The organism is Tepidicaulis marinus (genome assembly GCF_000739695.1).
Lineage (GTDB): Bacteria > Pseudomonadota > Alphaproteobacteria > Parvibaculales > Parvibaculaceae > Tepidicaulis > Tepidicaulis marinus.
This window is the reverse complement of record NZ_BBIO01000017.1, coordinates 20681-42042: the sequence shown is the minus strand read 5'-3', so window position 1 is coordinate 42042 and position 21362 is coordinate 20681. Positions and strand designations below refer to the sequence as shown.

Sequence of the window (21362 nt, the reverse complement as noted above, 5' to 3'; positions counted from 1 at the left end):
TCGTCTCTTCCTTCCGCGCTCTTAGTCGGCTGCTTGTGCCAGCCGGTTCGAGCGGGAGAACTCGTGGTTCTTCAAGGGCAGCGAGCGGATGCGCTGGCCCGTCAGGGAAAAGAGCGCGTTGGCCAGCGCCGGGGCGACCGGCGGTGTGCCGGGCTCGCCCAGCCCGCCGAGCTTGGCGCCCGATTCTATGAAATGCACGTCCATTTTCGGCGTGTTCGCCAGGCGCACCATTTCATAATCGGGGAAATTTTCCTCGACGACGGCGCCGTTCTCGACCGTGATCTCGCCGTATAGCGCGGCGGTCAGGCCGTAAATGATGCCGCTTTCCACCTGCGCACGGGCGGTGTCGGTATTGATCACCTCTCCGCAATCGACCGCCGCCGTGACATTATGCACACGCGGGCGCCCGTTCTCATCGAGCGAGACTTCCACGACTTCCGCCACAATGGTCTGGAAGCTTTCCTGAACGGCAATGCCCCGTGCATGACCTTCGGGCAGCGGGCCGCCCCAATTGGCTTTTTTCGCGGCAAGATCCAGTACCGCCAGATGGCGCGGCTGATCTTTCAAAAGGTCGCGGCGGAACTGATAAGGGTCCTTGCCCGCCGCATGGGCAAGCTCATCCGCGAAGCTTTCATTGAAGAACGTGTGCTGGGTATGCGCCACCGAGCGCCAGGGCCCGTAAGGGATATGCACTTCGCTTTCCACATAGCGGATCGACTGGTTCGCCACTGCGTAAGGAATGTGGCTTGCCTCCGCCGGTTCGTCCTTGCGGATATAGCGGTTGACCCAGGTGGTGAGATTGCCTTCCTCGTCGAAGCCGGCAGACATGCGCGCGGAAACCGCCGGGCGGTAATAATCATGCTGCATGTCGTCTTCGCGGCTCCAGGTCAGCTTGACCGGCGCGCCAACTTCCTTGGCGATCTTGACCGCCTGAATGATGTGGTTGGGCGAGCCGGGCGAACGCCGCCCGAAACCGCCGCCCATCATCAGCGGGTGGATGGTGACATCGTCATCGCTGAGGCCAGCCGCCTGCGCTGCCACGGCGCGCGTGCCGAGCCCGTCCTGCGTGCCGATCCAGACATCGCATTTGCCGTTCTCTATGCGCACGGTGCAGTTCATGGGCTCCATCGTGGCATGGGCAAGGAAAGGCACGCGGTAGTCGGCCTCGACCACGGTCTTGGCGCTGCCAAGCGCTTCTGCGCCCTCGCCCTTCTCCACATCTTCCTCGCCGTCGTTTTCGGCCAGCGCTTTGTCGAACTGCGCGAAGATGCTGTCGCTCGAGACGTGGCCATTGCCGCCATCGGTAAACTCGACCTCCAGAAGATCGAGCGCCTGTTTCGCCCGCCAGGTATTGTCCGCCACTACCGCAACGCCGTCTTCCAGCGTCACCACGGCGCGCACGCCGCGCGCCGCCAAGGCTTCGGTGTCATTGACGCGGGCGACGCTGCCGCCGATCACAGGTACCTGCTTGATCGCGGCATAGAGCATGCCCGGCACTTTGACGTCGATGCCGTACATGCTTTCGCCCGTCACTTTCGCCGGAATGTCGAAGCGCTGCTTCGCGGTGCCGACGATCGTGTAATCTTTCTTGTTCTTAAGCACCGGATTGGCGGAAGGCGAGAATTCGGCGGCAAGTTCGGCAAGTTCGCCGAAAGTCGCCTTTCGGCCCGAGGCTTCATGCAGCACATGGGAAAGGCGCGCGGTGCATTCTTCTTCCGCCACGCCCCATTTTTCCGCGGCGGCTTTGATCAGCATTTCTTTTGCCGCAGCCCCCGTTACGCGCATGCCGAACTGGCCGGTAAAGCGCACGGCGGTCGAGCCGCCGGTGATTTGCAGGTTCATGAGCTCGGCAAGTTTGTAAGTGGCGAAATTCGCTGCGCCGTTGAGCGCTGAAGGCACGCCGCCGCCATTCGTCAGATAGCCTTTGCCGAGCGGGCCGTTGGCGAAAGTGGGGGTCGCGGGCGCCTGTTCCATGCGCACGAGGTCCCAGTCGGCTTCCATTTCCTCCGCCGCCATCATGGGCAGCGCGGTATGGACGCCCTGGCCCATTTCGCCGTGGGGCACATAGAAGGTAACGGTGTTGTCGGGATGGATGCGCACCCAGGTCGTCAGCTGCGCGCCCTCGCCGCCGATAATGCTGCCGGCCACTTCGCGCCGCTCAGGCGAAAGCAAGCCATAGCCGAGAAGCAGGCCGCCGCCAACCGCGCTGCCGCCGATGAGAAATTGACGTCTTGATGGCCGTTTCATCTGCCTCTCCCTTATGCCTTGGCTTTCGCCGCGTCGTGAATGGCCGCGCGCACCCGCTGATAGGTGCCGCAGCGGCAGATATTCGTCATGGCCGCATCGATATCCGCATCGCTCGGATTGGGGTTCTCGCTCAGCAGCGCGTCGGCGGCCATCAGCATGCCGGACTGGCAATAACCGCATTGCGGCACCTGATGTTTGATCCAGGCGGCTTGCAGCGGGGAAAGATTGTCGGCAGTGCCGAGATTCTCCACCGTGCGCACCGAGGCACCGTCCACCGCGCCGACCAGCAGCACGCAGGAGCGCTGCGCGACGCCATCGACCTGCACCGTGCAGGCGCCGCAAGCGGCAATGCCGCAGCCGAATTTCGTCCCCGTGAGCCCCAGCTCATCGCGGAGCGCCCAAAGCAGCGGCATCTCGGGCTCGACATCGAGCTCGCGCCACTCGCCATTTACTTGCAAAGAAATCATGAGGTCCTCTCCCCGTCCGGTAGCTGCGGGCCCGCCAACTCACAGGCCAGGCCACACGCAAGCCCGCAGCGGTCTGCCGGCGCCCAACGATTACGCGGCGCGGCCCTGCCGGGGCTGTTCCTGATTAAACCATATGGTTCAATTTGAGCCTCGCGCAAGAGCCGTTTTTGAACAGGGGAGGCAAATTTTTGTGACTGTTGAGCCGGTCAGTCTTTTTGACCCAATTGGCTTGGGCGCTGCCGGGGGTGCCTAGCTGCCCACCTGCAGCGTCGTCCCGGCGCGCAATTGCGGGGCATGAAGCGGCAAATGGCAGGTGACGCGCGTGCCCATTTCCGGCGCCGATTCCAGCGTCACCCAGCCGCCATGCAGCTCGACGAAACTTTTCACGAGCGAGAGGCCGAGGCCCGCGCCCGAATGGCCGTCCGGGCCGCTGCGCGCTTCAAAGCGGTCGAAAACCGTTGCCTGATGTTCCGGCCGGATGCCGTCGCCCGTATCGGACACGAAAAGGGCAACCTCGCTGTCCGAGCGCGCCGCGCCGATGACGATCGTGTCGCCCGCCTGGGTGAAGGCGAGGGAATTTGAGAGCAGATTGAGCATGATCTGCTTGATGCGCCGCTCATCGGCCTTGAGCGCGCCGATATCCTTAGGGCATTCGACTTTCAGCGTCACTTTGTTTTTCTGCGCCGGGCGATGGGCGAATTCCTCGGCCGCGCGCACCACGTCGAATATATCCACGTCCGACACTTCCAGCGCCATGGCCCCCGCCTCGACGGTGGCAAGGTCCAGAATATCGTTCACGAGATCGAGGAGCTGGTTGGAGCTGTCGAGAATGCCGACTGTATATTCATGCTGCTTGGGCGTCAGTTCGCCGAACATTTCCGCTTCCAGAATTTCGCCGAAGCCGATGATATTCGTGAGCGGCGTTCTGAGCTGATAGGACACATGGCTGATGAATTCCGATTTCAGCCGGTCCGCCGTTTCCAGCGCCTCGTTGCGCTCGCGCAGGGCGCGCTCCATGCGGGTGGAATCGGTCATATCGACAAAGGTGAGCAGCGTCGCCCCGTCGGGTAGCGGCACGAGGGCGTAATCGATCACCGTGCCGTCCGGCCGCTCCACCCGGCCCGACTGTTCCGCGCGCACCGCGCCGGCGGAGGTGATGCGCGCGCGCAAATCGCCCCACACTTCCTCATTGTCGTAAAGATAGGTGGAGGCTTCGGCGAGCTCGTTGAAATGGGGCTCGTTTTCCAGCTCTGCGGCGGCGAAATTCCAGATCTCCTCATAAGCCGGGTTGTGCAGCTTCAGCCGCCCGTCCGAGCCGAACACCGCCACCGCCTCTTTCAGATTGTCCAGCGTCTCGCGCTGCACGCGCTCCAGCACATTGTAGGAGCTTTCCAGATGCAGCTTCTCGGTGACGTTCTCATAGACATAGATGAGCCCGCCGAAAGGATGCGCCTGGCCCATGACGCGCACGGTCTGCCCGTCGGGCAGGTGCCAATATTCCTCCAAGGGCTCGGGCGAGCGGTAAAGCTCGAGGCGGCGGGCGCGCCAGTCCTGATAATTGGCCTGTTCGGGCAAGCGGCGGGCGGCGCGCAATTGGTCGAGAAGTTCGCCCTCCGTCGGCTCCTCTTTCAGCAGCGCTTCATCGAGGCCCCAGAGAGAGACATAGGCCTCGTTGTAAAATTTCAGCCGCTTGTCCGGGCCGAAAATCGCAACGGCGGTCGTCAATTTGTCGAGCGTCGTGCGGTGCGCCTCGATATGGCGCCGCAGTTCCTGGCGGGCTTCTTCCAGCGCGCTCACATCGACGGCGATGCCGGCAACCTGCCCCTCGCCGATGGGAAATTCCGTGATCTCCATATTGCGCCGCTCGCCGGCAATGACGACGCGGCCCTGGCCGCTCGCCCGGCCGCCCTCTTCGAGCACCTTGTCGAGCTCGCGCTGCAGCGCGTCCGGGGCAAGGCGCGTCTGTTTTTCCAAAGCCTCGCCGGGGCTTGCCGCATCCACCGCCTGCGCATAAGCCTCGTTCACCCAAAGAAGATTGCCGTCGAAGCTGCGCCGCCAGGCGGGCATGGGCAAAAGGCCGAGCTGCTCGGTCAGGCGCAGCTGCGCGCTGTCCGCGCTCTTGATCCGCTCCATCAGGCGGGAGACTTCCGCGCGCTCGCCCGTCACATCGCGCAGCCAGAGCACGGCCTGGGCGCCGGCGGGCCGCCCCTCGGCCTCGAAAATATGGCCCTGCACCGTTTGCAGGATGAGCGAGAAGCGCGCCCCGCGCGAGCGCAGCCGGTTCACCGCATCGCGCAGCTTGGCGCCATGTTCGCCGACAAGGCGGGAGACGAAATAATCGAAATCCACCGCCCCCGATGACGGATCGACGATGGCGGAGGTGGAGCCGACAATGCGCGGGCGCGCCTGCAAGGTGCCGGGGGAGGCCTTCATGGTTTCCGGCGTCCAGATGAACACCGCATCGGGCTCGGCGGCGAGAATGGCCTCGGCGGCGTTCACCCGTTTCATCAGGCCTTCGAGGTCCTCGGCGCGGCGGGCCTCCGCGCCCCGGGCCGCACGCACCGAGCGCAGGGACCAGAAGGCGAAAAGATTGGCGAGCACCACGGCGGCGAGCGCAAAGGAAAGCCCGGCGACATAAGAAGGATCGGCGGCCAGATGCGGATCGACCCCGATGCTTTCAAGGAAAGGCGCGGCATTTTCCGCCCAGCCGCCGAGCCAGCCCGGCGCCGCCCCGCCTTCATGGGCCTGGGCGGGGGCTGGGGCAAAGGGCGCGGCCAAAAGAGCGCAAGCGGCAAAGACCAAGGCCGCGCGCGCCGCGCGCCTTTTCCCGCCCCCATGCTTTTAAGCTGGCTGTCCCTGCCCTGCCTCGAATGGCTCATTGCCGCCTTGCCTGCTGCCGCTTTACGTGGCTACCCCAACGCGGCGCAGCACCCGGCGAGCCTGCCCGCCCGTGCCGCCGCACCGATTTTCCCCTATTGCCAATACGTTACACCGCCAAGCTCAGGCATTGCTATAGCTTGGGCACAGGTGCGGAGAAAATCTTAACCGAAATCGCGGGCAAGTGAGTCTCAAAGACCACACTTCATTGCGCAGCCGAATCGATGGGTGAGGTCTGTCAACGGGAACCGCATCTCAGCAGAAACAAACGATACGTCGAAAACGCCTACTCAAGACCATGGAGGAACAGCGGTTTTAGATATGTATACTCAGGTCGTGCACAACAAGACAAAAATGGCCTTGGGGGCAGCATGTCTGAAACAAAGAAAGTAAGCCGCGAAATCATTTATGACCGACCTGCACAATCCGATGCGTTCGCTGGCGGCGGCCATGCCAGAACTGCCAAAGCGCTCGCAGATTTGATACGCGCATTCGACAAAGAAACAAGAGCCATTGTGACCTGCCACTGAACTTTCATCCATCTAGAACCGGAGCCCTTTGGGTTGATACGCCGACTTGCGCAGGTGGAGCAACCGACAGATGCGTGGAGCTTTCAAGTGGCGCAGCGCGACTGTCGGTTGCGGTGACCAGGTCCTCGGCGAACGCCTTGGGCGTCTGGTAGCCGAGGGCCGAATGCGGTCTCTCCTCGTTGTAGTCGGTGGCCCATGAGCGGATCACCGTTCTGGCGTGGGCCATGCTGCGGAACATCCTCTCGTTCGAAAGCTCATCGCGCATCCTGCCGTTGAAACTCTCCACGAACCCGTTCTGCATCGGCTTGCCCGGAGCGATGTAGTGCCACTCGATGTTGCGTTCGGCAGCAAAGGTTAAGGTCGCGTTACTGGTCAGTTCGATGCCATTGTCGCTGACAATCATGCCAGGCTTGCCACGCCGTTCGATCACCCGAGCCAGTTCTCGTGCGACGCGTCGTCCCGAGAACGAGGTGTCCGGGATCGCCGCCAAGCACTCCCGAGTAACATCATCGACCACGTTGAGGAAGCGGAACCGCCGTTCCGACAGACCCATCCGAGCCTGCAGATGCGCAACAGCCGCGCGCTTCACGGCGGGCCTCACCATTTTTTGCCAGCAGTTCCTTCATCGCCGCCGCATCGAGCATCTGCTCGGCCACCAGCTTCTTCAAGCGCTGGTTCTACTCTTCGAGCTGCTTCAGGCGCTTCATCTCCGATGGCATCAGACCGTCATACTTCTTGCGCCAGTTGTAGTAGGTCGCTTCGGAAATCCCCGCCTTCCGGCAGACCTCCCCGACCGTCGCGCCTTCTTCCGCCTGTCGCAGAATGAAGGCTATCTGCTGCTCGCTGAACTTCGTCTTCTTCATGGAAAATCCTCCGCCCGGCCAGGAACGGTAAATTAGAATTTACCAGCCCAACCGGTCCAAGGTTGGGGGCAAGTTCAAAAATATAAAGGACTCTGTTTCCAGCTGGATGAAAATTTGGGCTCACGTCACGAGTCGCAGAATCTGGCCGATCTCACCACGACCGCGAATAAGGATGGCACCGGCTACGTCATCAGCGGCGACAAGGAAGTCGTCATCGCGGCGCGCCCTGTGTGCAGAAGCTCGTCGTCATGGCCCACACGCCAGGCGCGACCGCGACGGCGTCTCGGTGTGCGACTATCCGACAATCGATGGTCGCCGCGCCTTGGAAATCACCTTCGAAAACATCAAGGTCGGCACCGATGCGCGGCTTGGCGCAGAAGAAAGGGCTTCCACTCGTCGAGAAGGCGACCGATCAGGCAATTGCGGCGTTCTCCGCCGAAGCGGTCGGCTACATGGGCATGACCGACGAACTCAATGTCGGCCGCTACAATCACCTCACCGTGATCGACATCCAGTTCGGCAATGTCAATCACCAGCTCAAGCCCTATTCACAGGCCACCGAGATCGACAGATTGGCGGACTGACACAAGGGCCGCATCCCGGATGGGCCGTCAAAGTCCCAGAACGGCCTTTGCGATGACATTGCGCTGGATTTCGTTCGAGCCGCCATAAATCGAAGCGGCGCGACCGAAATTATAGGCACTTGTCACGCTCACCGCATAGGCGGGCCCGACGGGCGCTTCATTGGCGATTCCCATCAAATGTTCCCTCTGGAACGGCATGGCGTAGAAGGCGGCTGCTTCGACGGCAAGCTCCGACAACGCCTGCTGAACTTCGGTCCCGACAATCTTCAAGGTCGAAGAAGAGGGGCCCGCAGGGCGGCCCGCCACCTCCTCCGCGACGATCCTCAGATTGGTATATTCGAGACCTGTAAGCTTTACCTCGATTTCGGAGAGCCTCGTCATGAATGCCGGTTCGTCCGCCAGCGCCGCGCCATCGCCGAGCCTTTCCTGTTTCACGATTTTTCTGAGGTGCGCGATCTTGCGCTTGGACTCAGGAACACCTGCAATGCCGGTGCGCTCATTGACAAGCAGGAACTTCGCATAGGTCCAGCCCTTGTTTTCATCGCCGATGCGATTCGTCACCGGCACCTTGACGTCAGTAAAAAAAACTTCGTTCAAGTGATGCAGGCCATCGATTGAAATGATGGGCTTCACCTCAATGCCGGGCGTCTTCATGTCGATCAGAAGGAACGAGATACCTTCCTGCGGTTTAGCGGTCTCATCCGTTCGCACGAGACAGAATATCCAATCGGCTTCGTGGGCGTACGACGTCCAGATTTTCTGGCCGTTGACGATGTAATGGTCGCCCTGACGCACGGCCCTGGTCCTCAGCGAGGCGAGGTCCGATCCGGATCCTGGCTCCGAATAGCCTTGGCACCACCAAACATCTCCCGACAATATACTCGGCAAATGCTGCTTCTTTTGTTCTTCGTTGCCGAAAGTGTAAATCACCGGCCCGACCATCGACAGACCGAAAGGCGACAGACGCGGCGCGTTAGCGGCGGCCATCTCCTCGTTGAAAATATGCTTCTGCAGCGGCGTCCATCCAGTGCCGCCATACTGCCTGGGCCAATTGACCGCTACCCAGCCTTTCTCGTGGAGGTCCTTCTGCCAGCGCCTGAGCGCCCCGCGCTCGCCAGACGCGCCCACTGTCTCTCTCTCCGCGAGCTCCCTGGGGAGTTTTTCCGAAATGAACCGACGGACTTCCGCGCGAAAGGCATCGTCCTCTTTCGTAAGCTCGATATCCATCTGCTGACCTTTCGCGGCGACGATCCGGGTGATTGTATTTTTATTATAGTGAATTTCTCCGGGCGGGCAAAAGACCGAATTGTCCGCCTCTTTCAAAAATTCCGTCGAAAGGTTGGCCGCGATAAATGCGCCTCTCTCCCCATTTCCGGGCCGATGCGAATATTACCGCGCCGTGAGTCGCGGCAACACACATCGACAACCGTATCCATGCTTCCCGATACCCGGGTCGGGGTCTAGGCAGCCCAGCCCTGCAAGTGCGCCGCTTCGAGACGAACCAGCTCCGGCCCACCCAACAGCTGCCGATCGAAACCAATACGCTTGAACCAGTAATGCAGGCCAAGCAGATCGGTGAAGCCCATGCCGCCATGAACCTCGGTCGCGGTGCGCGCGACGAAGCGGCCCACTTCCGACAAATGGCTCTTGGCATGACATGCCATGAGGCGCGCGTCGCCCGGCACCTCGTCCAGCGCATGGGCCGCATACCACACCAGCGAACGCGATGGTTCGAGAGCGGCCGCCATCTCGGCGCAGAGGTGTTTCACGGCCTGAAACGACCCGATCACACGACCGAACTGCTTGCGCTCTCCCGCATAAGCAACTGACTTCTCGATCATCATCTGACCCGCGCCGAGGGTGTCGGCAGCAAGCATGACCCTACCTGCATCTATCACCCGCGCAACCGCGTCGGCGCTGGATCGAGGCAAGGGCTCAGCCGAGACCTGGTCGAAAACAAGTTCGCCAACCGATCGGGTCTTGTCGATGGTGTCGAGCGCCCGCCGCGACAAACCCTTCGCGCCGGGCAAAACGAGATGAAGTCCATGGTCGCTGTCGGCCACGATGTAGAGATCGGCCTCAGCCCAGTCGATTACAAAGAGGACCTTGCCCGTGAGCGTTCCCTTCCCGGCTTTCACGCCGGCATCTTCGCGGACGCCGATGCTTTCCGTGACGGCCACGCCTGCGATAATCTCGCCTGCGGCGATCTTCGGCAGCCACTTTTCCTGCTGGGCCTCGCTGCCTGCAAGCATCAGCGCGAGCGGCGCCATGACGGCGGTCCCAAGGAAAGGCAGCGGCGCCACATACCGACCGAACATCTCGTAAACGATCGCCGCGTCGAGAAACCCAAGACCCATGCCGCCAAAATCTTCCGGAATCAGCATTCCAGGGATACCCAGTTCGCTGGCGCCCGCCCACAGGGACCGCTGAACGGTATGCGTGTTCCCGGCGGCAAGGCGCACCTTGTCAAGCGGCGAATTCTGTTCAAGAAAACGGCGGACGCTGTCCTGCAACAGGCACTGCTCTTCCGACAATGCAAATTCCATCGGATAAATTCCTATTTTGCCAGCTTCGGTTCGCGCGGCATTCCAAGCCCACGTTCCGAAATAATGTTTTTCTGAATCTGCGCCGTGCCGCCGCCGATGATGAGCCCAAGCTGAAACATGTATCCCCACTGCCACGAGCCGTGGCTACGCAGATAGGGGCTGTCGTCGTAGAGAACGCCAAGCTCTCCCATGACGTCGATCGCGAGCGCCGATATTTGATGGGTAAGTTCGCAGGACTGAAGCTTCACGATCAGACGCGCCAAGCCGGGATCCTCACCCTTGCTGGCGCTGGTCAGCAGCCGGAGCCCATTGAACTTCATGGCAGCAAGTTCTGCCTGAAGCCTTACTAGGCGGTCCCGGAAAATTGGATTGTCGATGGCCCGCTGCCCGTCGACAGTCTCCTCGTGCATCAGATCGACAAGGGCCTGGAACCTGGTTTCCATAGCGACCGGATCGCCCAGCATTCCGCGTTCGTGTTTCAGTGTTGCGTTGGCGACGAACCACCCCTGCCCGCGCTGGCCGACGATCTGCGTCTTCGGCACGCGCACATCGGTGAAGAAGACTTCGTTGAATTCGGCATGGCCCGTCATGGTGGTGAGCGGACGGACTTCGATGCCGGGCGTCTTCATCGAGAAAATCAGATAGGAAATGCCTTCATGCTTCGGCTTGTCGGGCTCGGTGCGCACCAGGCAGAAGATCATGTCTGCCTCATGCGCGGTGCTGGTCCAGATCTTCTGGCCGTTGATGACGAAATCGTCGCCATCGACAGTCGCCCTTGTCTGAAGGCTGGCGAGGTCCGAACCCGAACCAGGCTCGGAATATCCCTGGCACCAGACCACCTCGCCGCGAAGCGTCGGCTTCACCCATTTTTTTTTCTGCTCCTCGGTGCCCAGCTCGAGAAGCGTCGGCACCAGCATGGAGATACCCTGGTTCTGCAACGCCGAAGGAACACGAGCAGCGGAAAATTCCTCCGCGATGATGCGCGATTCGAGAATATCCGGCTTTGCACCATAGCCTCCGTAGTCTTTCGGAATCGTCCGCGCGGCATAGCCGTGCTGGATCAGCAGTTGCTGCCAGGAACAGGCTTCGGGAGACGGGCGCCCGGCAGCACCGAGACCCTTAGGCGCCTGACTCTTGTATTTCGTCAGGAACGCCCTGACCTCTTCCCGGAAGGCCTCGTATTTGGGGCTGTATGCCAGATCCATTTTCGATCTCCGATGCGTAGATGCGATTGGCTTTGCTTTTATTTCGGCGCAGGTTTGAAACACGGAAGCATGAATCCGTCGCCGATATCCCTGAAGACAAGGACCACAGGCATGTCCAGTTCAACCGCCTCCGGGTCGCAGTCGAGCAAGCGCGTCGCCATGCGGACGCCTTCTTCCAATTCCACGACCGCCGCTATGTAGGGCACGTCGCGTGCGAAAGCCGGATGAAAGGGCTGGTAGGTCACCGTCCAGGAAAAAATGCGCCCGCGCCCGCTGCTCGGCATCCACTCGTAATCCGGCGAACCGCATTTTGCGCACATGTAGCGCGGAAGGAACCGCCAGGTATCACAATGGCTGCACTGCTGAAACCGCAGGACGCTGTCCTGGCAAAGCTTCCAGAACTCCGCGTCGACCGGATCGACGGTCGCGGGCTGAGGATATTTCGGTTGCTCAATTTCCATTTTTACCTCCTCAAAATCGCGAGGCTACCATCGCCGAGATCGCCCCATCCGGTCACGAGTCCGATTTCGGCATCCGGAATTTGCCGCTTGCCCGCATCGCCGCGCAATTGGCGGGTCGCCTCAAGCACATGATTGAGGCCCCACACATGCGCCTCGCTCAAAAGCCCGCCATGCGTATTGAGCGGGAACTTTCCGCCGAGCTCGATCTGTCCATCCTTGACGAAATCGAGTGCGCCACCCGGCTCGAAATAACCCAAGGCTTCGAGCTGGAGCAGCACGACATAGGTAAAACAGTCGTAGACCTGCAGAAAGTCCATGTCCTTCGGTGTCACGCCGGCCATGGCGAAAGCGCGTGGCGCGGCGTAGCTCAAACCGATCTTGAAAGGATCCGGCCGTGACGGAATATCGTCGGCAGGATAAGGATGGCCCTCGGCCGCGCCGGAGATATAGACTGGCCTGTGAGGCAAGTCCTTCGCCCGCTCGGCGCTCGTCACCACGACGGCGCAGGCCCCATCCGTCTCGAGACAGCAATCGAATAAACGGAACGGCGAGGATACCATGCGCGACCGCATGTAATCGTCCATCGTCATCGGTTGACCGCAGGTCAGGGCGCGGTCGTTGAGTTGGGCATGCTTGCGGCACGCCATCGCAATCCAACCCGTCGCCTCGGGGCCAACATTGTAAAGTTTCGAGTGCCGCGTCGCGAGCCAAGCATACATCTGCACCGGCAACAGAACGCCATAGGGGAGATAGTAACCCCGGATGGTCGAGGTCAGCGTGTTCATGTTCATTGGCCGGCTTGGCGGCACCCCCGCTTTTGGACGCAGCGCCGAGTAGCCATTCCAGCCGAGCGTGACCAGCACGTTGTCGCAGATACCGGAGGCCACGGCCATGGCGGCATTCTGCAACGCCGTAGTCGGGCTCGCGCCTCCCATGTTGACCGTCGATGCATATCGCAGCACATCGACGCCAAGGTTGGCGGCCAGTTCCTCCGAGGTTGTATAGACGGGCGGCGGCACCATGCCGTCGATGTCCCCAGGCTTCAGCCCCGCATCCGCGATGGCTCGCCTGGCGGCGTCTAGCATCATGGCCACGGCCGTCTGGTCCGACCCTTTTACATAGCCGGTCTCGCCGATCCCGACGATCGCAGCCTTGTCGCTGAAATTCTTCACGAAACTGCCCTCATCATCATTGCCCAGGCACGCAGCCTTTTCGTTGATCCGCCGCACACCTTCCGTAGAAAATATTCTGTAGACAGATCAAGTCGCCGGAATGAGACAGGAATGGACGGATTCCTGCCCCTCGATCTGGCGCGCCAGCGTCTTGATCGCCAGTTCAGCTTCCTCAAGCTCGAAATTATGAGTGTGCATGAGCTCAAGAGGATATTTGCGGCGCTCGATCATCTCGATCGCCTTCTTGTATCCCGACGACGTAACGCCGATCGCGCCCTTGATGGTGATTTCCTTCATGACGATAAGGTCGGACACAAAATCGGAGACGGGCTTAAATCCCTTGACGCCGGCAAGGACGACCGTTCCGCCCATACGGACACAATCCAGGGCTTCACGGACCGGCTGAGTCGCGTAGGATGTAACCTCAACGATGACGTCCGCGCCCTTTCCGTTTGTCAACGCCCGCACGCGATCGACAACATTTTCGTTCTGCACGTCGATGATGTGATCGGCGCCCAGAGCAAGCGCCATCTGGAGCTTGTTTGAATCGGCCGCAAGCCCCGTGACTATGATCTTTCCCGCGCCGGCTTCACGTGCGGCAACGACGCTCGCAAGCCCGCGCTGTCCGGGCCCAAAAATCAAAACGGTATCGCCAACCTGCGTCTGCGGAATCTCTACCGCCCAGCGGAAACCGGCGCCCAGCGGATTGAACATGACCGCCAGTTCCGCCGGAAGGTTCTTGTCCATCTTGTGAAGGATCGTGTTGGGCGCGAGATACATATATTGCGAATAGGCACCCCAGAGGCCCGGTGACTCCGTGAGCGGAATATATGAGTAGATCTGGCGACGGTCGCAGAGGTGATAATGCCCGCCGACACAGGTGTCGCAGCAATGGCATGACAACATCGTCTCGATGGCGACCCGATCACCAACATCGACGCCCCAGCGCCTGGCGGCCTTGTCGCCGATTGCCTCGATAATCCCGAGAGGTTCGTGGCCCGGAATCACCGGCATCGGAGTCTGCAAGACCCCTTCGTATTGTTCGTAATCACTGCCGCAAATGCCGCAGGCTTCGATGCGGAGGATGGCGCTGTCGTCGGCGATCTGGGGGATCGGTAAATCGCGGGCTTCGAGTTTGCGCGGAGCCGTTTGCACCATCGCCATCGATTTTTTCGGCAACATTTTCAACTCCCTGTTTCGTGTCGGCGCCGACGACGCGTCGATAACACATATATATTTTTTTATCTTCGTATGTGTTATAGAGGCTCAAAGGTAGGATGCGAAGCCCTAAACTTCCGGCTTCACAAAATTTTGGGGAGGACAAAATAATAATGACCGATGAAACGCCCAGGGTTCCCCTGCTGTCGATGGCGGAAGCGGCGGCCGCGGCCGCGAAGGCCGGCATATCCGAACAAATGGCGCCACTCAGCGTCTTCAGGGTCTTGCTCCGGCATCCCGATGTAGCGAGCGAGCTTGCCTCGACGCTGAACACCCTGCTTTTCCAGGGCAACAGGCTCGATGCAAGACTGCGCGAACTCATCATCATGCGTATCGGCTGGAAGACGAAATCGCTCTATGAATGGACACAACATTGGCGGGTCGCCCGCATGCTGGACATTCCGGAGGCGGATCTGGTCACCACGCGGGATTGGAAAAATGCTTCCTGCCTGTCAGACGCCGACCGCGCCGTTCTCGCCGCGACCGACGAGACGCTCGACGGCGGCATGATTTCGGACGCCACATGGACTGCCTGTGCGGCACACCTGAAAACGGCCGAAGAACGCATCGAACTGGTTGTCGCCATCGGCAACTGGACGCTTTTCTCGCAACTGCTCAAAAGCCTGAAAATCCCGCTTGAGGATGGCGTCGTCGCCTGGCCACCGGATGGCAAGAAGCCTTGATCTGGCGAGGAATAACAATTCGAGGAATAACAATTCAAGAACAGGATCGCGACAATGAGCGGAAAAAAGGCGATTTCGAAGGATTTGGTCGGCATGACGTTTCCGGCCGTCGATGTGGAATGGTCCGACAAGGACACGATGCTCTATGCACTCGGCGTCGGCGCTCGTCCCGCCGACGGGCTTGATTTCATTTACGAAGGCCGGGGACCGAAAGTTTTGCCGACTTACGCCGTCATCCCTGGCGGGCGAGGGCTCGCCGGGCTGATGAGCGGCGTCGAGATGAAGCTGGAAATGCTGCTGCATGGCGAGCAATCCGTCGAGTTGCTGCGTCCCCTGCCCTCATCGGCCAAGATCAAGGTAACGGGACGCGTTTCCGAGGTTTGGGACAAAGGCAAGGCGGCCGTTATCGGGGTTGAGAGCACAGGTTCCGACGAGAAGGGGCCCCTCTTCAAAACTCACGCAACACTATTTGTGCGCGGCGCCGGCGGATTCGGCGGAGAGCGCGGCCCTTCGGGCGTCGACTCGACGCCGCCGGACCGGACGCCTGACGCCGTGGTCGAGGATGTGACGCGCCCCGAGCAAGGGGCAATCTACCGCCTCTCGGGCGACCGCAATCCGATCCACATCGATCCGGACTTCGCCAAACTGGGTGGCTTTGAAAAGCCCTTCGTTCACGGGCTTTGCACATATGGCTTCGTAGGCCGTGCGGTGCTGCGCGAGCTTTGCGGCAACGATCCCGCCCGCTTCAAATCTCTCAGCGGACGCTTTGCCGCTCAGGTCTATTTCGGCGACACCATTATAACGAAGATTTGGAAAACGGGCGACGGAGTCGCAATCGTGCAGGCCGAGACGCAAAACGGTAATGTCGTGCTGTCTCAGGCCAAAGCGGCATTCAAGCCCTGACGGACGGAAATTGGTCGAAGTGAAAAAAACGCCAGATATCTTTGCTCATCTGCTTGCACCACTTAATCTCGGGTTTACTACGCTCAGAAACCGCGTGTTGATGGGGTCAATGCATACCGGCCTCGAGGAAATGCCTGACGGTTTCGAGAGACAGGCAAAATTCTTCGCAAGACGCGCTAAGGGTGGCGTCGGAATTCTTGTCACCGGCGGTATCTCGCCGAACAGGGCGGGAAGGCTTGCGGAGCGCGCGTCGGTCATGACTGAAGACCTCGTTGAGGGTCATCGTGTAATTACACGCGCCGTCCACGATGAGGGCGGAAAGATCGTTCTCCAGCTCCTGCATGCGGGGCGCTACGGTCGACATGAAGAACTGGTGGCTCCCTCCGCTGTCAGATCCCGCATCAATCCGCTCACGCCCCGCGCCTTGGGCGAAGATGAAATCCTCCAGACCATCGAGGATTTTGGCACTGCTGCGGCGCTCGCACGCGAAGCCGGATATGACGGCGTTGAAGTCATGGGTTCGGAGGGCTATTTTCTCAATCAGTTCACCGCGGCACGTACAAATCAGCGCACAGATAGCTGGGGCGGTTCGGCGGAGAACCGGCGGCGCTTGCCGGTTGAGGTCGTCGGGCGTGTCCGCAAGCGTTGCGGACCGGACTTCATTATCGCTTACCGGATATCCGTTCTCGATCTTGTCGAGGGGGGCAATTCCTGGCCGGACGTCGCCGCCCTCGCAAAAGATGTCGAGGCAAGCGGAGCAAACATCCTCAATACCGGCATAGGCTGGCATGAATCGCGTGTGCCGACGATCGCTCATATGGTGCCGCGCGGAGCTTTCACCTGGGCGATCAAGCGGCTCAAGGCGGAAGTCGCGATACCCGTGGTCGCGTCCAACCGGATCAATACGCCGGAGCAAGCGGAGCAACTGATTGCACACGGACAAGCCGACATGGTTTCGCTCGCGCGTCCACTATTGGCCGATCCCGATTTTGTTGCGAAAGCGGCATCGGGCGCATCGTCGAAAATCAATACTTGCATAGGTTGCAATCAGGCCTGCCTCGACAACGCCTTCACCGGACGGCTGACGACCTGCATGGTCAACCCTGCGGCATGCCGGGAAGTCGAATTCAAGATTGTACCAGCGACCCGAGGAAAATGCATTGCGGTCCTTGGCGGCGGCCCGGCAGGTCTTGCCTGCGCGGTAACGGCGGCCGAACGTGGCCACAAGGTTGCGCTATTCGAAGCCGACATCGATATCGGCGGTCAATTCAATCTGGCACGGCGGATTCCCGGCAAGGAGGATTATGCCGAGACTATCCGCTATTTCAGGAACCGGCTCGACGAACTGGGCGTCGAGGTCCATTGCGGCCGGCCGGCTTCACTCGCCGACTTGGAGAGCGGGGGATTTGACGAAATCGTCGTCGCAACCGGAGTTCGCCCGCGCCATCTCGACGTTCCAGGTGCGGATCACCCATCGGTTATGACCTATGTAGAGGCAATCACGGACACCGCACGCGTCGGTGCCGAGGTTGCCATTGTCGGTGCCGGCGGCATAGGCTTCGACGTGGCGACGCTCCTGTCTCATCCGCACGGCCCGCACGATCCGTCGCATCCCGATATCGAAGGATTTTCCTCCGAGTGGGGAATCGACTTGAGCTATACGCAGCCAGGCGCTTTGCTGCCGGCCAATCATCAATGGTCTTCATCGCGCAAGATTCATCTTCTCCAGCGCAAGCCGCGTGCCAGCTTCGGTGCCAGCCTGAGCAAGACCAGGGGATGGGCGAATTTTCTGGAGGTGATGTTCCGCGGCGTTACGATGACCGGCGATGTAACCTATCGGAAGATCGACGATGCCGGGCTCCACATCGAGGCAGGCGGCAAGCCGCAGACGTTGAAAGTCGACACAATTGTCGTCTGCGCCGGACAGGAATCGGCGGACGATGCGTTGTCATTGGCGCGGTCCCTGGGCAAACCCGTTCACGCAATCGGCGGTGTCGACAAGCCTCAACAACTCGATGCTGTGAGGGCGATCGAAGATGGCATGCGCCTCGCGCTCTCTCTTTGAGGAAGCAAACGAAAAACGAGGCGCGGAAGAGACCATATAAATCAGAGTTGTCGCCATGAACGCTAACGTCCTCAAATCCGAACAGCCCTCGGCTGCAACGGTAAAATCCGCGACCCGTGTTCTGGAGATTTTCGAGTATTTCGACGAAGTAAGACGCCCGGTGACGATTCAAGACGTAGCGCAGGCGCTGAGTTATCCTCATTCCAGCACCGCCGCCCTTCTGAAAAGCCTCGTGAGCCTCGGCTATCTGGAGCACGACGACCGGGGCAAAACTTTTTTTCCAAGCATCCGGATATCTCTGCTGGGAAACTGGGTGGAAGCCGAGGCGTTACCGATCCGGAATGTCCAGCGCCTTATGAGACGGCTTTCGGCCGATACGGGATGCACGATCATCCTCGCTGCGAGTCTAGGGGCTTATGCTCAATATGTGAAGGTGATTCAAGGTACGTCGCCCATCCGCTTCCATGTCAAGCCAAGCACCAAGCGAATGCTCGCTTTTTCGACGATTGGCCGCGTTCTGCTGAGCGAACTTCCGTTGCCCGAAGCGAGACGTTTGATTCATGATGCCCTTGCCGCCATGCCAGAGCGGCGGGAATCGATGCAGGAGATCGAAGACGAACTGCAAAGAATCAGAAAACGCGGGCTTGCGCTTTACAGCGATCTCGTGACGCCGGGAGCGACCATGCTGGCGATGCCCATTCCGATGGGTCCGTCCGGACGCTCGGTCGCGATCGGCATAGCCGCTCCCAACGAGTATTTTCGCAATCGTAAACAACCGTTCACGACGTTACTGAAAAACGCTATCGCCGAGCACATATCACAAAACGGGCAAGGCTTTAAGGAGACTGTAGACGACGAGGACCAACTTGAAATCGACGACGATACAGCGCCATAATCATCCGAGCTTTGTATTCAGGAAGCTGGCCATCTCGTCGATCGCCGCGCGGCCTTCGGTCAAGACCGGCGCAAACCAGTGCCAGACATGAATCATCTCCGGCCAGACATGGAGATTGACGGATACGCCAGCCTCTTTCAATCTATCGGCCAATAAGTGGCTATCCGAGAGCAAAACCTCCGAACTGCCTACCTGAATCAGGAATGGCGGCAATCCCTTGAGATCAGCATATACCGGCGATGCCAGAGGCGTCCTGCGCGGGGTTGAAGTTCCCAGATAGGCCGCCGTCCATAGCTCAAGATCGGCATAGCGCACCATCGGGTCCACATTCGCTTTCGCGCCATAAGAGGCACCTTTATTTTCAAGATTGGCCCACGGCGAAATACAAACGGCCGCAGCCGGAAGTCTGAGACCGGCATCGCGCGCCGCCAGAAGCACGGCGACCGTCAGGCCGCCGCCGGCTGAATCTCCCGCCACAGCGAGCTTCGCCGGGTCGACGCCCGTCTCGATCAACCAGCGATAAGCAGCAAGCGCATCATCGACCGCCGCCGGAAATGGATGCTCTGGAGACCGCCTGTAGTCGATCAGCAGAACCCGGCCATTCAGGGCAAGAGCTGTGTGCGCCGCAAGATGGCGATGCGAGTCGAGAGAACCAAGCGCATAGCCTCCTCCATGCAGATAGAGCAAAACCCGCTTGCCGGCACCGGCAGCCGGCGCCAGCCATTCGCCGGGAACCCCGCCGGCGGAAACCGGCGTGACCGTCACGCCTTCGGGAAGACCGAACGCCTTGCCAGCCTCGTCATACGAGGTACGAAAATCCTCAAGAGAACGAGCCTCCCCGGTCACAAGGCCCGCAAGCAGCTGACGAACGACAGCAAGTTCCTCAAGACTCATTCTTCACGCCCTCCTCAGGCTGCTGCGCCATGGCGCAGCAGACGGCCCGGCAAACGACCTTCGGCGCCCAACACATCGACGCCATTGCGCCGGATCAATGTCCCGTTGACGACGACGGCCGAAATGCCCGAGGCATCGGAAATCAGCCGGTCTTCGCCAGCAGGCAGGTCATAGACCCTGCGAAGGGAACTTGCGCCAAGCGTTTCGGCGTCGAAGATCAGGACATCGGCGGGCATTCCCACAGCGAGGCGACCGCGATCCTTGATGCCGAACACCTCGGCGGGCCGCGATGTCAGCATCCGGACCGCCTCCTCCAGCGTCAAAACGCGCTTTTCACGGACCCATCTTCCGAGAAGATGCGTGGAAAAACATGCATCGCAGAGTTGGCTCGCATGCGCGCCTGCGTCCGAGAGGCCGAGCACCGTGCAGGAATCGCGCAGCAACGCTGCCACTTCGTCTTCGTCGGCGTTTGCGACAGGCAGGCGGAACCGTGTCTGCAGATCGCTTTGAATCGAGAGATCCAACGCAAGATCGATCGAGTTGCATCCGAGTTCCGCTGCGACGTCGCGCACCAGCCGTTCCGCGAATTCCGGCCGATCCGGAAAATAAGCGATGACCGCCTTGTCCCATGCATTGAGGATCGGACCACGCATCGCATCCCGGAATCCCGCCCGGAAAGAGTTATCGGCGTAAAGCTTCAGTTTTTCCGCGTGGTCCGATTTGTTCACCGGCGCGAAGACCGGCATGCTCTGGAACAGAAACGGCTGATCGAATCGAAATTCAAAATTGAGCGGGCTGCAGGTGACCTGCGGAAATACCGCGTAACCAGCCGACTGAAGTTCGTTTGAGCGCGCCAACTGCTCGGCTGCGGAGCCGACATTCAGCACCCCGCCACCGCCCAGCAACGCCGTCCAACTGACATGGCGACCGGAAACGCGGTTCAATTCCGCGAATTCGTCGAATGACAGTTCCTTGCCGACAGTCGCCTGTATCACGCCTTCGCCCGCCTCGCCCAGCGCCGACGCAATCTCCCGTATCTCGCTGAACGCCGCCAGCCGGCTTGGAACCGGCCTGCCCTCGTAGCCTACATGCGTCGGCGATTTCGATGTCGCATAACCGAGTGCGCCCGCTTCGAGGCCCTCGCGCATCAGGCTTTTCATATGCCCGACCTCCTCCGGCCGCGCCGCCCGTTCGGTGGATTCAGGCCCGAGGGCATAGAGGCGAAGCGGCGTATGCCCCAGAAGAACGGCCACGTTGATCAACGTACCCTTCTTTTCCACGACGTCGAGATATTCGGGAAACGTCTCGAACCCCCATTCGTCGCCGAGACCGGCCTCCAGCGCCTTGACGCTCATGCCCTCGACATTTTCGAGCGTCCGCAAAATAAGACCGCGATGCTCCTTGCGCGTCGGCGCAATGCCAAACCCGCAATTGCCTACCACGACCGTCGTCACACCGTGCCACGGCGAGATCGACAGATTCCTGTCCCACAGAAGCTGGGCATCGTAATGCGTATGTATATCGACGACGCCGGGGGCAACGACCTGCCCCCGGGCGTCGATAGCCGTCCTCGCCCCGGCGGGGGCCTGCCCCATAGCCACAACTTTGCCGTCGCGAATACCGATGTCTCCGGCATAGCCCGGAGAGCCGGTGCCGTCGACAATGAATCCACCCACGATCTTCAGATCGTAGCCCATGAAAACGTCCTCCCCGTGAATCAAAAAAACCCGCGCCTTGACATCAGCATACGGA

The 21362-nt window shown here is 60.4% G+C and carries 17 protein-coding genes and 1 pseudogene; 6 read left to right on the top strand and 12 right to left on the bottom strand.

All coding sequences use genetic code 11. The features are described 5' to 3' along the window. Window positions 1-21 precede the first annotated feature (21 nt). The 3 genes from M2A_RS14030 to M2A_RS14020 form a co-directional block, all read right to left on the bottom strand. Complete coding sequence (locus M2A_RS14030) at window positions 22-2247, bottom strand: xanthine dehydrogenase family protein molybdopterin-binding subunit (RefSeq protein ID WP_045448737.1); 2226 nt, start codon at window positions 2245-2247, stop codon at window positions 22-24. Window positions 2248-2258: 11 nt separating this feature from the next. Then, on the bottom strand, window positions 2259-2714 hold the full coding sequence (locus tag M2A_RS14025) for a (2Fe-2S)-binding protein (RefSeq protein ID WP_045448735.1): 456 nt from the start codon (window positions 2712-2714) through the stop codon (window positions 2259-2261). A gap of 249 nt (window positions 2715-2963) precedes the next feature. Next, window positions 2964-5516: a sensor histidine kinase gene (locus tag M2A_RS14020; RefSeq protein WP_052379511.1), complete on the bottom strand. Its 2553-nt coding sequence runs from the start codon at window positions 5514-5516 to the stop codon at window positions 2964-2966. A gap of 446 nt (window positions 5517-5962) precedes the next feature. Between M2A_RS14020 and M2A_RS18220 the strand changes: the two genes are divergently transcribed. Beyond that, entirely contained in the window at window positions 5963-6121 is a 159-nt protein-coding gene (locus M2A_RS18220) for a hypothetical protein (RefSeq protein WP_158597206.1), read from the top strand. Between the two features lie 4 nt (window positions 6122-6125). On the opposite strand, the pseudogene M2A_RS17850 reads toward M2A_RS18220, so the two are convergent. After that, window positions 6126-6984: pseudogene (locus M2A_RS17850) on the bottom strand (integrase core domain-containing protein). 230 nt (window positions 6985-7214) lie between these two features. Here M2A_RS17850 and M2A_RS18060 point away from each other — a divergent pair. Then, window positions 7215-7568, top strand: coding sequence for a hypothetical protein (locus M2A_RS18060; protein WP_197052952.1), 354 nt, complete (start codon window positions 7215-7217; stop codon window positions 7566-7568). Between the two features lie 27 nt (window positions 7569-7595). Here M2A_RS18060 and M2A_RS14000 read toward each other — a convergent pair whose 3' ends face one another. The 6 genes from M2A_RS14000 to M2A_RS13975 all read right to left on the bottom strand — a co-directional run bounded on the left by M2A_RS14000 (window position 7596) and on the right by M2A_RS13975 (window position 14134). Beyond that, window positions 7596-8795: an acyl-CoA dehydrogenase family protein gene (locus tag M2A_RS14000; protein WP_045448833.1), complete on the bottom strand. Its 1200-nt coding sequence runs from the start codon at window positions 8793-8795 to the stop codon at window positions 7596-7598. Between the two features lie 233 nt (window positions 8796-9028). After that, window positions 9029-10114: an acyl-CoA dehydrogenase family protein gene (locus M2A_RS13995; RefSeq protein ID WP_045448731.1), complete on the bottom strand. Its 1086-nt coding sequence runs from the start codon at window positions 10112-10114 to the stop codon at window positions 9029-9031. A gap of 11 nt (window positions 10115-10125) precedes the next feature. Next, on the bottom strand, window positions 10126-11319 hold the full coding sequence (locus tag M2A_RS13990; RefSeq protein ID WP_045448729.1) for an acyl-CoA dehydrogenase family protein: 1194 nt from the start codon (window positions 11317-11319) through the stop codon (window positions 10126-10128). 38 nt (window positions 11320-11357) lie between these two features. Further along, the gene (locus M2A_RS13985) at window positions 11358-11780 is read right to left on the bottom strand and encodes a Zn-ribbon domain-containing OB-fold protein (protein WP_045448726.1); all 423 of its coding nucleotides are present in this window, start codon (window positions 11778-11780) and stop codon (window positions 11358-11360) included. A gap of 2 nt (window positions 11781-11782) precedes the next feature. Further along, window positions 11783-13009, bottom strand: coding sequence for a thiolase C-terminal domain-containing protein (locus tag M2A_RS13980; RefSeq protein WP_244444463.1), 1227 nt, complete (start codon window positions 13007-13009; stop codon window positions 11783-11785). A gap of 30 nt (window positions 13010-13039) precedes the next feature. Then, complete coding sequence (locus M2A_RS13975) at window positions 13040-14134, bottom strand: zinc-dependent alcohol dehydrogenase (protein WP_045448724.1); 1095 nt, start codon at window positions 14132-14134, stop codon at window positions 13040-13042. A gap of 149 nt (window positions 14135-14283) precedes the next feature. Between M2A_RS13975 and M2A_RS13970 the strand changes: the two genes are divergently transcribed. The 4 genes from M2A_RS13970 to M2A_RS13955 are packed head-to-tail and all read left to right on the top strand — an operon-like array spanning window position 14284 to window position 18716. Then, the gene (locus M2A_RS13970) at window positions 14284-14853 is read left to right on the top strand and encodes a carboxymuconolactone decarboxylase family protein (RefSeq protein ID WP_045448722.1); all 570 of its coding nucleotides are present in this window, start codon (window positions 14284-14286) and stop codon (window positions 14851-14853) included. Window positions 14854-14907: 54 nt separating this feature from the next. Next, window positions 14908-15756, top strand: coding sequence for a MaoC/PaaZ C-terminal domain-containing protein (locus M2A_RS13965; protein WP_052379510.1), 849 nt, complete (start codon window positions 14908-14910; stop codon window positions 15754-15756). Window positions 15757-15775: 19 nt separating this feature from the next. Continuing rightward, entirely contained in the window at window positions 15776-17821 is a 2046-nt protein-coding gene (locus M2A_RS13960) for an NADPH-dependent 2,4-dienoyl-CoA reductase (protein ID WP_045448826.1), read from the top strand. Window positions 17822-17876: 55 nt separating this feature from the next. After that, window positions 17877-18716, top strand: coding sequence for an IclR family transcriptional regulator (locus M2A_RS13955; protein ID WP_045448720.1), 840 nt, complete (start codon window positions 17877-17879; stop codon window positions 18714-18716). Here the strand turns inward: M2A_RS13955 and M2A_RS13950 are convergent, their stop codons facing one another. Both M2A_RS13950 and M2A_RS13945 read right to left on the bottom strand, forming a co-directional pair. Next, window positions 18717-19610 carry an alpha/beta hydrolase gene (locus tag M2A_RS13950; protein WP_045448718.1) on the bottom strand — a complete coding sequence of 298 codons (894 nt, stop codon included), beginning with the start codon at window positions 19608-19610 and terminating at the stop codon, window positions 18717-18719. 14 nt (window positions 19611-19624) lie between these two features. Further along, window positions 19625-21307: an N-acyl-D-amino-acid deacylase family protein gene (locus tag M2A_RS13945; protein WP_045448716.1), complete on the bottom strand. Its 1683-nt coding sequence runs from the start codon at window positions 21305-21307 to the stop codon at window positions 19625-19627. Between the last annotated feature and the right edge of the window lie 55 nt (window positions 21308-21362).